The sequence below is a fragment of the Rhodovulum sp. ES.010 genome (assembly GCF_900142935.1).
Lineage (GTDB): Bacteria > Pseudomonadota > Alphaproteobacteria > Rhodobacterales > Rhodobacteraceae > Rhodovulum.
Window position 1 is genome coordinate 403,844 of the sequence record NZ_FSRS01000001.1, and the last position, 12,833, is coordinate 416,676.

The window sequence follows — 12,833 nt, forward strand, 5'->3', positions numbered from 1 at the left end:
CATCCTTGATCTGCGGCCGCCCGGACGAGTCGCAGTTACGGGTGCTGGGGGACGAGGTCTGACGGATCGGGGCGGTCGCACCGGTCGGCCGATCCAGGCGCGGGCAAGGCCGCTGGGCGAATGACGGGAAGGGGCAACGATGTTCCGGTTTCTACACAGTTCCGATCTTCATCTGGGCAAGCCGTTCGGTCGGTTTTCGGGCGATCTGCCGGCCCTGTTGCGCGAGGCGCGCTACGGGGCGCTGGGGCGCCTGGCCGAGGCGGCGCGCCAGGGCGGCGCAAGTGCGATCCTGCTGGCGGGCGACACCTTCGATGCCGAGACGCCGGCGCCCGCGACGGTGCGCCATGCGCTACAGGCCATCGCGGCCGCCGACGACCTGACCTGGGTCATGCTGCCCGGCAATCACGACTCGCTGGCCGCGCTCGACCTGTGGCGCCGTGTGGCGGCCGACGCGCCCGCTAACCTCGTCGTGCCGACGGACGCGGAGCCGATCGTGCTCGGCGAGGCCCATGTGCTGCCCGCGCCCTGTACCGCGCGCCGCCCGGGACGGGACCTGACGGCCGCGTTCGACCGGGCCACGCCGGAGGGAAGCCTGCGCATCGGGCTCGCGCACGGGGCGGTTACCGAGTTCAGCGAGGAGGGCAATGCCGCGCTGATCCCGCCCGAGCGCGCGGATCGGTCGGGGCTCGTGTATCTCGCGCTCGGCGACTGGCACGGCCAGACGCGGATCGGGGCGCGCACCTGGTATTCCGGGACGCCCGAGGCCGACAGCTTCAAGCATGACGCGCAGCTGGCCGCGCTGCTGGTGGAGATCGCCGGGCCAGCGGCCGAACTCAAGGTGGCGCCGGTTCAAACCGGGGTCTATCGCTGGGCCTCGGCCGCCCCAGATCTGCGGGCCGACGACGATGTCGAAGCGCGGCTGGCGGCCCTGCTGCCGCCCCCGGCGGAGCGGCGCCGAACGCTGCTGCGCTTCCGGCCAACGGGCCGTTTACACCTCTGCGGCCGCACTCTCCTCGAGACCGCGGCGCGCGCGGTCGCGGACGATTTCGCATGGTTCGAACGCGACCTCTCGGGGCTGGCGGTGCAACACGACGTTACCGATCTGGACCAGATCGACCGCGCGGGCGCGCTCCGCCGCGCGGCCGAGGCGCTCTGGGCCGAGGCGGAAGCGCCGGACCTGACTGCGGAAGAACGCGCCATCGCCGAGGCCGCTTTGGCCCGGCTCTACGCCTTGGCCTCGGAGGTGGCATGAAGCTGCGCGTGCTCGCCCTGACGAATGTTCGCCGCTTTGCCGCCCAGACCGTCCGGCTGGAGGAGATCGGTGACGGCATCACCGTCTTCGCCGCTCCGAACGAAAGCGGCAAGTCTACCTTCTTCGATGCGCTGCATGCGCTGTTCTTCCAGCCGCATGGCAGCCGCGCGCGCGAGGTCCGGTCGCTGCAGCCCCATTCTGGGGGTGCGGTCACGGTTGCTGCCGAGATCGATACGGAGGACGGGCGGTTCCGTCTGGAAAAGACCTGGCTTTCGCGCAAGGGGGCCCGGGTTTTCGACGCGGCGACGGGCCGGTTGATCGCCCAGGATGACGAGGCCGAGGCTTGGATCGGGCGCGTGGTTGCGGGCGGGCTCGGTGGCCCGGCGGGGCTGTTGTGGGTTCGGCAGGGGGCGGCGGGGCTGGAACCTTCCTCCGGCGGTGCGGCCGACAAGCGTGCATGGCAGGATGCTCTTGAGGCCCGGCGTGGCCTGATGTCGACCCTTGCCGTTGAGATCGACGCGATGACCGGCGGGCGGCGGATGGATCATGTGCTGGCCGCATGCCGGGCGGAACTCTCTGATCTTGCTACCGCGACCGGGCGGCCCAGGTCGGGCGGGCCGTGGAAACAGGCCGAGGAGGCCGCCGAGGGGCTGCGCGCCGAGTGCGCGGACCTTGAGGCGAAGGTGGCGGAGCTGGGCGCGGCGCTGGCCGAGCGGCGCCGGGCCGAGGACGAGCGCGCCCGGCTCGATGCCCCCGACGAATGCGCAGCGCGCGAGGCTGCCCTGAGTGCGGCCCGCGCGCGCATGCAGGCAGCCGACGACCATGCCGAAAAGCTGTATGGCGCCGAAAGCGTGGTGCGGATTGCCATGTTGGAACGGGATGCCGCCGCGAACGGACGGGCCGGTCTCGACGCGCTGCAGGACGCCTGTGCCGCGGCCGCTGAGGCCGGTTTGGAAACCGCGCGTCAGGAAGCCGAAGCGGCCGAGGCACACCGCGCCGCACGCGAGGAGGACGCGCAGGCGGCCAAGGCTCACGCGACAGCCGAAACCGTCGTGACCGGGCTGCGCGAGAACCTTGAGGCGGCACGCAAGGCCGCCGAGGCGCGGGCCGCTGCAGGGCGCCTGGCGGAGGTACAGAGGCGGCTGGACCAGGCCGAGGCGCAGGCGCGCATTCGGGTCGAGGCGGAGGCCCGCCTGCGCGGGGCCCGCGTGGACGATTCCACACTGAGCGCCTTGGAGGCGGTCGCGTCCGAAGTCGAGCGGTTGCGAGCGCAGCGCGACGCGCTCGCCGTGACCGTTATGGCGCGGTACGAGGGTGCGATGCGGGTCGCGGTCGATGGCGCAGAACTGGCCGAGGCTCAGCCAGTAGCCCTGCATGGGACCGCGACCCTGGCCCTGCCTGGCATCGGCAGTCTGACGGTAGATACCGGCGGGCGCGGGGCGGACCGGCAAATCGCCGAGCGGCTGGCGACCGCCGAGGCGGACTTGCAGACCAATTTCGATGCGGCGGGCGTGAGGCGGCTGTCCGAGGCGCGGGCCGCGCATGCCGCGCGGGTCGACGCCGCCGGCCGGCTTCACATGGCCGAACAGGTGCTTGCGAGCCTTGCACCTAGGGGGCTCGAAGCGCTTCAGGCCGAAGTGGCGCGGTTGCGCCTTTTGGCGGATGGGGGCGCGGAAGATGTCGAACTGGATCCCGAGGCGCAGGCCGAGTCCTTGAAGGGCGCCTTGGCCGCGTTCGAGGCGGCGGCCTCGGCACGCGAGGCGGCGCGCGCGCGGCTGGGTGCGGCGGAAACGCGGCTGGCAGAGGCCCGCACCGCCAATCGGCTTGCCGAGACCCGTCGGGGGGAGGCCGAGGCGGCGCGTGGTTCGCACGAGGCCCATGCCGCGCGCCGGGCCCGGGCTGCTGGCAAGCTCGCCGCCGCGCAGGCCCGGTTGGACGCAGCGGTCGAGGCGCGCGACGCCTTGGCGGCCACGGCGCCGGACGTTGAGACCGTGTGCGCGGAGCTCGACCGGGCAGAGGGGGCAGCCCGCGCGACGGACGAGCGCATCAAGGCCCTCTCCGACCGTCTGCTGGAGCTTGACGGGCTGATCCGGGCACGGGCCGAGGACGGCGTGGAGGAACGGCTGGCCGACCTGCGCGGCCGGCTGCAGGAGGCCGAGGCGCGGGCCGACCGCTACGGCCGCGAAGCGGCGGCGCTGCAGCGCCTCGAGACCGCGTTGGAGGAGGCCCGCCGGGCGGCCCGCGACACCTATTTCGAACCCTTGAAGCGCGAGCTCCTGCCCCTGCTGACGCTGATCCATGACGAGGCCGATCTCACGCTCGATGATGCGAGCCTCTTGCCGGCGGCCCTAACACGTGACGGGCAGGAGGAGACCATGGAAATCCTCAGCGGTGGCACCGCCGAGCAAATCGCGATCCTGAGCCGCCTGGCCTTTGCCAAGCTTTTCGCGAAGGCGGGCCAGAGTGTGCCCGTCATTCTCGACGATGCGCTGGTCCACTCCGACGACGACCGGATCGAGCGGATGTTCACCGCGTTACACCGTGTCGCTGGCGACCAGCAGATCCTTGTCTTTACCTGTCGGAGCCGGGTCTTTTCCCGTCTCGGCGGCCAGGCGGCGGTCTTCAGTGCCGCTTGAGGATGGCGCCGTCGCCGAGCCATGCGCCGGAAATGCGCGCCATGCCTGTGGTGTTTGCTTAGAGCGCGTCGCATTTAATCGGCCTCATAGCCGGCCGCCTTGAAGTAGTTGTAGCATTCTTGGTCTGAGAAGAGGTCGCAGACATGGTGACCTGCCACTGATCTTTCATCCAGCCGCGACCGGAGCCCGGTTGGTGTTTACGCCAAATGGCGCGGGTTGAGCAATCGCCCGACGCGCGGAGCTCTCATCTCGCGCAGCGGGTCGGGCGATTGCGGTGGTCAGGGTCTGCGCGTAGTCAGCCGGGGTCTGATAGCCCAAGGCCGAATGGGGGCGCTCGGTGTTGTAGTCGGCGACCCAGGCGGCGATCAGGTCGCGGGCATGGGCGAGGTTACGAAACAGCGTCTCGTTCAAGAACTCGTCCCGCATCCGGCCGTTGAAGCTCTCGACAAAGCCATTCTGCATCGGCTTGCCCGGCGCGATGTAGTGCCATTCGATCCGGTTCTCGGCGCACCACTTCAGGATCGCGTTCGAGGTCAGTTCCGTCCCGTTGTCCGACACGATCATTCCCGGCTTGCCGCGACGTTCGATCAGCGCCGTCAGCTCCCGCGCGACGCGCCGGCCGGAGATCGACGTGTCCGGGATCGCGGCGAGGCATTCGCGCGTGACGTCATCGACGATGTTCAGCACCCGGAACCGCCGCCCGCACGCGAACTGGTCATGGACGAAATCCAGTGACCAACGGGCATTTGCGCGCGCCTCGACCAGGATCGGGGCGCGGGTGCCGATGGCCTTGCGCCGCGCGCGCCGCTTGCGGACGGTCAGCCCTTCCTCGCGGTAAAGCCGGTAGATACGGTTGATCCCCGAGGGCTCGCCCTCCCGCCGGAGCAGGACGAAGAGCCGCCGGTAGCCGAACCGCCGACGCTCGTTGGCAAGCTCCCGCAATCGGCCGCGCAGTTCCGTGTCGGGTGCGCGTTGCGACCGGTAGCGGATCGTCTTCCGATCCGCGCCGGCAATCTGGCACGCCCGTCGTTCCGACAGCCCGAACCGGGCCTTCAGATGCGCGACCGCCTCGCGCTTCACGACGGGCGTCACCACTTTTTTGAAACCAGCTCGCGCATCGCGGCCAGATCCAGCATCTGCTCCGCCAGCAGCTTCTTCAACTTGGCGTTCTCGTCCTCGAGCGCCTTCAGCCGTTTGGCCTCTGACACCGTCATGCCGCCGTATTTGGCTTTCCAGTTGTAGAACGTCCCCTCCGACATGCCGTGCTTGCGGCACAGATCGGCACACTTCGCCCCGGCCTCATGCTCGGCCAGGATGCCGATAATCTGCTCTTCGCTGTATCTCGTTCGCTTCATTGTCCGTCCCCTCCTTGGGTCGGACTCTAATCGCAGGTGGAGGAAAAATCCCGTGGCAGGTCATTGGTTGCAGCCTTGCCGAAGTGCCATGGCAGAAGCGCGTCGATGTCCGAGCTGGGATGGCCGGCGGCGATGGCTTCCAGGGTGGCCTTGAGCCAGGCATAAGGCTCGACGCCGTTCAGCTTGCAGGTCTCGATGACCGAGGCGAAGCGGGCCCAGGATCGACCGCCCTCGTCGTGCCCCGCGAAGAGGGCATTCTTTCTTCCGAGAGTCACCGGGCGAATTCGGTTCTCGACAGGGTTGGAGTCCATCTCGACGCGCCCGTCCCGGGTAAAGAGGACGAGGCCATCCCAGTGCTCCAGCGCGTAGGCCAGGGCCCTGCCGAGGTCGGACTTCGTCGAGATGCGGGCCGCCTGCTGTTTCAACCGTAACCACCCGGTTGGCACCGCCTACCAGCTTCCTGCGTGAGCTTCTAAGACACGTGCATAGCGACGTCGTTTGCGACGCCTCTTATGCGCGGAGGGGCGCCACGTTCCGACGCACCATATCGAGTATCGCGCCCGCCTCTCGACCTTGCGGCGCGAGATCGGCCTCGAGGGGTCACGGGACAACCGTGCCCTGCTCGCGGGCGCCGAGGGGCTGAGGACCCTGCCGATCTTCGAGAAGATCGACCTCGAGGCAGGCCAGCGGGCGATCTCTTTCACGCCATCGAAGCGCTGGATCACGCGGATCCTGCCCGGCATGAAAGTCTGGGGCCGGTTCGACATCGCGCTCATCGCCCGGTGCCGGACCCTGTTCGACATCCGCCTCTACGAGCTGATCGCGCTCCACCAGGGCAAGGTAACCCCGAGGTTCTCCCTGCCCGGGATCGATCCCCGGACAGAGGGCATGCGCTGGGAAGACAGTCGCCGGAAATGGCTCGACTCGGCGGTCCGCCTGAGCGCCATGACCGGCAACACGATGCTCTTCGGGGTCGTCGACGACGGCCGCACCCCGGGGGTGCCGGAGGTCATCGTGAAGCTCGAAAATCCGGGGACCACCTGGGAGGAGGGATGCCTCTATCGCTACGGGAAACCGGTCCGGGCGATCGAGGTCGGTCCCGGCGGCTATCGTGCACTCTCTTCCAGGGAGACGGATTCGAAGCGGGACCTCAAGCGGATCGAGCTGCCGTGAAGGCGGCAGCAGGCCAGCGGAAAAATATTTGCCCCACGCGTTTCCGGGTCCGGGGCAACGGCTCAAGGTCCTGTTCGAACCCCAAAGAGGAGACCCCGATGACCCCCATGGACGAGACGGAACCGCTGCTTGCCGCACTGGGCAAGGCGCTCGCCGACATCCAGAACCGTGTCCGGTCGACGCTCGAGGCGCAGGCCGAGGCCCACAAGGCCGAGGTCGAGCGCCTCGAGACGGCCTTGCTGGAGATGCAGGCGAGGGCCGCGGACGCGGAACAGGCGCGGCTGGAGCGCGACGCGGCGCAGGCCGAGGCACGGCTGGCGGCCGACGCGGTCGCGACGATCGCGGCCGAGCGCGACGCGCTTCAGGCCCGTCTCGACCGGGAACTGGAGACGCGGGACCGCACCCTGGCCCGGTTCCGGGCGCTTGCGGCCGAGCTTGCCGCCGCTGGCGATGCTGCGGGTGAGGGCGAGGCCCCGAGCCCCGAGACGGCGTCCGCACCGGACCGCGGGGCCGAGAGCTTGCCCGCTGCCGAAGGCCACGACGTCGACGGGGACACGCCGGAGGCGCATCCGGTGGTCGCCGTGACGCTCGACCCGGACACGGAAGAGGCCTGTGAAACGCTCGTCGCGACCGGCGTTACGCCGGATCTGGCGTCCGCCGTCCTCCATCTTGCCCGCCTCGGCCGAAGTCTCGTCGAGACGGCGGGCCGGAACCAGCGCCTGCGCGCGGGCGCCGAGCCGCCGGTCGTGACCTAGCCCGGGAAACGGTCGTGGAGCGGGGCTACGCATTCCACCGTGGGGGACTGCACAGGGGCCCTCATCGTTCGGTAAGGGGCCCAAGGTGATCTAGGTGCTTGTTGTCAGTTCGGAAAGCCGCTCGGGCTTGTTGGCCAGAAGGCGCAGCGCCGTGTCTGCAGCCTTGCTGACAAGGATGTCTCCAGCCTCGTATTTCTGGAACGCGTTCGGCCCGCCGCCAATGATGCGTCCGGCTTCGCGCTGCGAGAGACCGAGTCTCTTGCGCGCCTTCCGGATCTCTTCGGGGGTCATCAGGCCGGCCGCTCGGGCCTTCATGGTATTGATTGCCCGGTCGGAGACCTGCATGTCCTTTGCATCATGAATGCCATGATCCGCCGTGGGATCGTCGGCAGGATACCATCCTGGCAGCTCGATCGTTTCCGTCTGGGAGCGGAAGGTGAGCGTGACCGTGCGAATACCGCGCACCAGTGTCGCCCCGATCTCCGGGTGGATCCTTGTTTCCTGGGCGTCAGCCACTTCATTTCTCCTTGAAGGACGTGCAGGTGAACTCCGCGACTGTGTCCTGCACGAACTTGATGTAGATTTCATAGCCACCCGCTCGCCCGTGATAGACATCCATCCACACCCTGTGGTTCTGGTACGTCGTCATCGACTTTTAGAAATCTCTTCGTTCCAGGATCTTGATGACACGAACGATATCGGCACGGGTCATCCCCATCCCTGCCGCACCCTGAAGGGCAGAGGTCGTTATCCCCATCGTCGAGCCAGCAGATGCCTGGATCGTCTCCAGATCGTATGTCGGTTTCTTCTTTTCCACGATATGGCACCATAATGGTGTAATGTCAAGGCGTCCAAACCTCTCTCGTGGCGGGCTTGCAGACGATCGATGCGGCCTCTTCGGAGAACGGCTGCGGCTACCGCGCACTGCGGCGTCGTCATCCTGACATTGGCCATTTCGATCAGAGCGAAAATCTGGCGGTACTTTCCCATGAAGTGTTGCCCGTAGGAATACCTACGGGCAGCGCCCCGGCAACATCAGGAAGAAAGTGCTGAAGATCAAGGCTTTGCCGACAATCGGCCGGCAAGGCCATGTCAAATATGAAAACCATGTCTCCTACGGCGGAACGCGTGGGGAGCGGGGGCAGGTATCCTCGATTCCCGGAGTCGGGAACCGCCCGCCGCCGGCTGCGCGCGGCGCGCGCCGAAGCCGGCCCCGTTTTCCGGCCCGACCGTGGCCGACCAGCATGCCCTGATCCCCGGAACGGCCGCGGGCGCCCCGCTTCGGCAGGTGCACCCGGACGCGTTTTGGATCGCGATCTGCGGTCCCTAGGTCCGCGGGATGGAACGGACGTATGACACCCTCGGCGAGAGCGCCAAGCTGGCGGCGGTGCAGCCTTGCGCCGCGCTGGACCCCCCATGGGAATTCGAGATCCTGTCGCGGACCCGCGTCAGGCGGCGCTGGGGACATGGCAGCGACAGCACCCTCTGGCGGCTCGAGGCCGACGGCCTGCTGGTGCCGCGCCGGTACGGGGGGCGCCTCGGGTATACCTGGCGTGACCTGTGGGACTACGAAGGGGGACAGCCACCAGACGGCATGGACGCGGCCTATCGCGAGGATCTGGTCGGACCGGAGGCGATCGCGGCTCTCTGTCCGCTGTCGGCTGCGGCGATCCTCGCACGGGCGAAGCGCGGCGAGATCCCGTCTCGCCGGATCGGCCGGTTCGTGAAATTCGTCCCGGAGGAGGCGCGTCGGTGGCTGCGGCAGTGGCGCTGAGGGGCCGCCGCCCGGGGCCGCACGTGGCGGACGGCGCTGCCGTGCGTGAACGTTCATTCCCCCGGAACGGCCCGGAATTCCCGTCCGTTACCGAAACGCCCCTGCAGGTATATGGCCCATATCTGCGCGACCGTTCCGTTCATTTCGGGCGAATGAACGGCCGGTCGCGCGAACGAGGGCATCCGGCCCGCAACGAAAGGAAAGCCGGATGACCGGAACCCCGAAAGTCTATCTCGACACCGTCCATGCGCTGCTGCCGAGGCTCTACGGCAAGGGGTCCCTGCCGGTCTACGAGAGCGCCTTCGGGCGCATCGAACGTCTGACGAGAAAAAGACTTCGCCAGATCCCGGCAACCGAAAAGGCCTGGGCCGAGACCGCCGCCGGGATCGTCTGGGCTGGGGAGTTCACGTCCCGCGTGCCCGGGGGCGAGGCACGGGTGTTCCGGGACTGGTGCTCGCGGATCAACGGGGCGATCCGCAAGGCGCAGGCTTTCCTCGACGCGCCTGCACCGGTCGACACCGGGATCGACCTCGCCTGGGACCGCCTCCTGGCCTATGTCGCGGAGGTCGAGGGCAAGCCGGACGCGCGCGGGGAGGTCCTGCTCGCGAGCCAGACGTCGCTCTCGGTCCAGACGCTGCGCAAGCGTCTCGGCCACGTCCATCCTGCGATGGTCGATCGCGACACCGCGATCGCCGCCCTTGCCGAAACGCCGCCGGGAAAGGTCGCGAGTTTCCGCAGCGCGCTTCGCGTGTACAACAAGATGATCCGTGAGTCCGGTCGTCATCCGGGGCTGATCGGGCTCCTGCCCGAGCAGGAAATCCCGCCGCTGCCGACCTTGCGCGACGAGAAATTCGACTGGTCGGCCTGCGACCCAGGATGCGTGGACTCCGTCGACCGGGCCATCGCCCTGGCCATCCGCGGGCGCCGGCCGGGGCCCGATCGGTTCGGGGGGCGTCTGGGCGCGGACCGTCTTGCGGAGCGCCGCACGGCGCGGAAAGGCCGCACGCGTCGGGTCCGGAAACCGGACGCCGCCCGCAAGAGCCATCGGCAGGCGCTCTCCTGGCTCGCCCGCCATGGCTTTGCCTCGCGTGACGCGGTGTATGCCATGACCTCGCTGTCGGAGCTTCTCACCGCAGAGGCGGTCGAAACGGCCGCGAGGGCCTTCGCCGAGCGCTCCCGAACCGACCCGGCGCTGCGCGCGGCATCTGGGACCACGTCCCTCGGCACCTACCTGTCGTCGCTCGCTACGCTGGCGCGGGCCAACGCGTTTCCCGAGGAGGTGCTCTGGGCACTCGACGACGCACCGTATCTTCTCGGAGACGAGTATGTCGCCGCGATCGGGAACCGCGATCGGATGTCCGCCGAGCGCGAGACGTTCGTCAAGCTCCTCGATCGCGACAAGGAAACGGTGCTCGCCATCGTCCGCGGTCCGCGTGTTCTCGCGGCGGAGGCGCGGCGGCTTCTGGGGGCCTGGGACATGCTCGGCCTGCATGCGCGGTCCCGCGCGCTGCACCTGTGCATGTCGGCCGCCGCCATGGCGTTGCAGCTCACGCGCGCGCTACGCACCTTCAACGTCAACGAGATGACGATTTCCGGCGATCTGCCGGAACTTCTCCCGCCGGCAAGGGAGGGGGAAACCGCCTGGGTCGACATCGGGCGCGACCGGACGAAGAACCGCCGGGCGCTGGAGCATCCCCTGCCGGACTGGGCCTGGGAGATCCTGACACTGTGGCTGGAGCACGGCCGGCCGCGCTGGATCCAGCACAACAGCCGTGAGACGGTTGGCAACGTACGGTTCAACGCGACCGACAACGACTACCTGTTTCCGGGGGTGGCGCGCGAGGGCGCAATCAGCCGGGGGCTGTTCAACAAGGCCTGGAACCTGGGCGTCCAGGAGTTCCTCGGTCTGCGCGGGCTGACCCCGCATGTCATGCGCCACGTGGCAGCGACCATCTACCTGGCCGCTCACCCCGGCAAATACGCCGATGTGGCCTCCCTTCTCGGCGATACCGAGCGGACGGTCGAAGCCTTCTACTGCCGCGGCGCCGGGCGCGAGGCGGCGGAGCTGTTCGCCGGGGTGCTTGCCGAGCTCGACCCGCTCCTGGACCTCACCACGACGCTGAAAGGGACGGCCTGATGCCGAAAGCCAGCCGGGAAGCGCGGGCGGCCGCGATGGTCGCCCGCATGCCCCACGTGCCGCCAGCGATCGCCGCGCGCATGCAGAATGCCTTCATCGAGGCGGATTTCCCCCAGCGTGGCGTACCGACCGCGATGCAGCGCTTCTTCCGGAACCTTCATGAAACGGGAACGGCCTTCGAGGAGGTGCGCGCGGAGCATTTTGCGGCCGTCACCTCGACCCGAACAGGCTTCCGCACGCTGGTCTGGGGGCTGCGGAGCTTCGCCCCGGAGGTGCCACTGGCGGCCGCGGCACCGGTCAGGCAGGACTGGGACCGGTGGCTCAATGCCACCTACAACGCGAAGCCCCGCAGACCCCGATCCTCCACGCGCATCGGGCTCGCCCCGGAGGAGTGGCCGCCGGCCTGGCGCGCCGCGCTGCCGAAGCTCGACCAGGTGGTGCGCGTCGGAGACCAGCGGTTCAGACCGATGCGTCCGAAATCCCGCGACAACGCGGTTCAGGCGGTCGGCATGCTCTGGGCCGCGCGGGATTGGGCGGCGGGGCGCGGCATCGCCCTTGAGCCGGAGCTGACGCCCGATCTTGTCGAGGTCTTTGCACGGTTCCTGCTGGACGCGCGACGCGAAGGGCGGGGCGCGAGGGGACCGATCAGCTGGCGGAGCGCCCGGGACTACCTCGACCGGGTGCGGTGGTTCGCGCGGCGGGCGGAGTTGCTGGACGCCGCCAGCGCCGAGGTGATGGCCGAGATCCTCGGCGCCCTCTGTGACGCCGCCGAGGATGAGGAACCGCGCAAACGTCGCGCGGTTCGGGCGTTCCGGAAGCGATTCACGATCGCCGACGTGATGCACACGGCCATCCGGCTCTCGACGGAGGCCGACGCCTTGCCGGGATGCAGCGCCGAGGCGATCGGGCTGCGCCGGGACGCGATGATCCTCGCGCTTCTCGTCAACACCGCGGATCGCCAGGGCGATCTCTCGACGCATCGGATCGGGATCGAGATCGGTCGGACTGCGGATGGCCTCTGGGAGCTCGATTTCGCGCAGGGCAAGACCCGCCGGCGGAAATCCACCGGCGCGCTCTGGCCGATCACCTCCGCTCTGATCGATCATCACCTCCTTGGCGACCGGCCGAACATGTGCCTGCCGGGCCTGGTGGCGGATCTCGAAGGGGCGAACCTCGTTGCGCTCGATGCCGCGCCGATGGGGCTCTATTACCCCTCGCGGGTGCTCCAGCGCCATTTCGGTGTTTCCGGCCACCTGGTTCGAACGCTGGTCACCGATGCCGTCCGTGTGCACCGGCCGGATGCTGCCTGGGCGGCCCAGTTCCTCCTCGGCCATTCGAACCGGCAAATGCAGGAAAGCTACCGGACGGACTTTCGGGAACTGGCGGTGCTCCGGGACTACCACAGGGCGCTCGCGGCCTTGACAGCGGACACCCCGCGCAGGCCGCGTGCAGGGGGCTGAGCGGAGGCCCCGGCGTCCCGGATCCCGGGTTTGTTGCTCGCATGACACCATTCAACCGTCCTCGAAAACGGGGAACGGGCGAACCACCTTTCCGAGTTCCGGCTGGGTCGCCTCGATGTGTTGCCATGGCGAAGGTGAGACGAGACGATCCGGAAAACGGTCGCGGGCGATGCCCTGCACGCGCGGCCTCCCGGGTGAGACCGCGCGATGCAGCGCATCGCGGAAACCGAAACCCGGTCCGGTATGACCGAAATCCCCTTTTCTGCTGCCACCGACATACCGGACCCCGAA

Annotated in this window: 9 protein-coding genes and 2 pseudogenes; 7 read left to right on the forward strand and 4 right to left on the reverse strand. The window is 68.7% G+C overall.

All coding sequences use genetic code 11. The annotated features are described in order from the left end of the window. Positions 1 to 139 precede the first annotated feature (139 nt). Complete coding sequence (locus BUR28_RS02020; protein ID WP_074218598.1) at positions 140 to 1,252, forward strand: metallophosphoesterase family protein; 1,113 nt, start codon at positions 140 to 142, stop codon at positions 1,250 to 1,252. Beyond that, positions 1,249 to 3,888: an AAA family ATPase gene (locus tag BUR28_RS02025; protein WP_074218599.1), complete on the forward strand. Its 2,640-nt coding sequence runs from the start codon at positions 1,249 to 1,251 to the stop codon at positions 3,886 to 3,888. Before BUR28_RS02020 ends, BUR28_RS02025 begins: the two co-directional genes overlap by 4 nt. 165 nt (positions 3,889 to 4,053) lie before the next feature. Here BUR28_RS02025 and BUR28_RS02030 read toward each other — a convergent pair. Then, a protein-coding gene (locus BUR28_RS02030; protein WP_139307446.1) for an IS3 family transposase occupies positions 4,054 to 5,243 on the reverse strand; the annotation gives its coding sequence in 2 pieces (ribosomal slippage) (positions 4,054 to 4,991 and positions 4,991 to 5,243; 1,191 coding nt in all). 26 nt (positions 5,244 to 5,269) lie between these two features. Further along, positions 5,270 to 5,668: pseudogene (locus BUR28_RS02040) on the reverse strand (transposase); the annotation flags it as partial. 148 nt (positions 5,669 to 5,816) lie between these two features. Here BUR28_RS02040 and BUR28_RS02045 point away from each other — a divergent pair. Next, complete coding sequence (locus tag BUR28_RS02045) at positions 5,817 to 6,416, forward strand: hypothetical protein (protein ID WP_074218601.1); 600 nt, start codon at positions 5,817 to 5,819, stop codon at positions 6,414 to 6,416. A gap of 98 nt (positions 6,417 to 6,514) precedes the next feature. After that, positions 6,515 to 7,171, forward strand: coding sequence for a hypothetical protein (locus BUR28_RS02050; protein WP_074218602.1), 657 nt, complete (start codon positions 6,515 to 6,517; stop codon positions 7,169 to 7,171). A 90-nt stretch (positions 7,172 to 7,261) separates the two neighbouring features. On the opposite strand, the gene BUR28_RS02055 is transcribed toward BUR28_RS02050, so the two are convergent. Beyond that, positions 7,262 to 7,687 (reverse strand): type II toxin-antitoxin system MqsA family antitoxin, encoded by a 426-nt coding sequence (locus BUR28_RS02055; RefSeq protein WP_074218603.1) that lies wholly within the window; start codon positions 7,685 to 7,687, stop codon positions 7,262 to 7,264. Position 7,688: 1 nt separating this feature from the next. Next, positions 7,689 to 8,096 (reverse strand): annotated as a pseudogene (locus tag BUR28_RS20505) (type II toxin-antitoxin system MqsR family toxin). A gap of 414 nt (positions 8,097 to 8,510) precedes the next feature. On the opposite strand from BUR28_RS20505, the gene BUR28_RS02065 reads away from it, so the two are divergent. The 3 genes from BUR28_RS02065 to BUR28_RS02075 all read left to right on the forward strand — a co-directional run bounded on the left by BUR28_RS02065 (position 8,511) and on the right by BUR28_RS02075 (position 12,542). Beyond that, positions 8,511 to 8,945, forward strand: a complete 435-nt coding sequence (locus BUR28_RS02065) for a hypothetical protein (RefSeq protein ID WP_074218604.1) — start codon at positions 8,511 to 8,513, stop codon at positions 8,943 to 8,945. 208 nt (positions 8,946 to 9,153) lie between these two features. Next, positions 9,154 to 11,082 (forward strand): site-specific integrase, encoded by a 1,929-nt coding sequence (locus BUR28_RS02070; protein ID WP_074218605.1) that lies wholly within the window; start codon positions 9,154 to 9,156, stop codon positions 11,080 to 11,082. Continuing rightward, on the forward strand, positions 11,082 to 12,542 hold the full coding sequence (locus BUR28_RS02075) for a hypothetical protein (RefSeq protein WP_074218606.1): 1,461 nt from the start codon (positions 11,082 to 11,084) through the stop codon (positions 12,540 to 12,542). The genes BUR28_RS02070 and BUR28_RS02075 overlap by 1 nt, the downstream gene beginning before the upstream one ends. Positions 12,543 to 12,833 lie beyond the last annotated feature (291 nt).

Bases quoted from the DNA above. Each gene is read 5' to 3' on its own strand.
- BUR28_RS02020 (WP_074218598.1), top strand. From the start codon at position 140: ATGTTCCGGTTTCTACACAGTTCCGATCTTCATCTGGGCAAGCCGTTC.
- BUR28_RS02025 (WP_074218599.1), top strand. From the start codon at position 1,249: ATGAAGCTGCGCGTGCTCGCCCTGACGAATGTTCGCCGCTTTGCCGCC.
- BUR28_RS02050 (WP_074218602.1), top strand. From the start codon at position 6,515: ATGACCCCCATGGACGAGACGGAACCGCTGCTTGCCGCACTGGGCAAG.
- BUR28_RS02065 (WP_074218604.1), top strand. From the start codon at position 8,511: ATGGAACGGACGTATGACACCCTCGGCGAGAGCGCCAAGCTGGCGGCG.
- BUR28_RS02070 (WP_074218605.1), top strand. From the start codon at position 9,154: ATGACCGGAACCCCGAAAGTCTATCTCGACACCGTCCATGCGCTGCTG.
- BUR28_RS02075 (WP_074218606.1), top strand. From the start codon at position 11,082: ATGCCGAAAGCCAGCCGGGAAGCGCGGGCGGCCGCGATGGTCGCCCGC.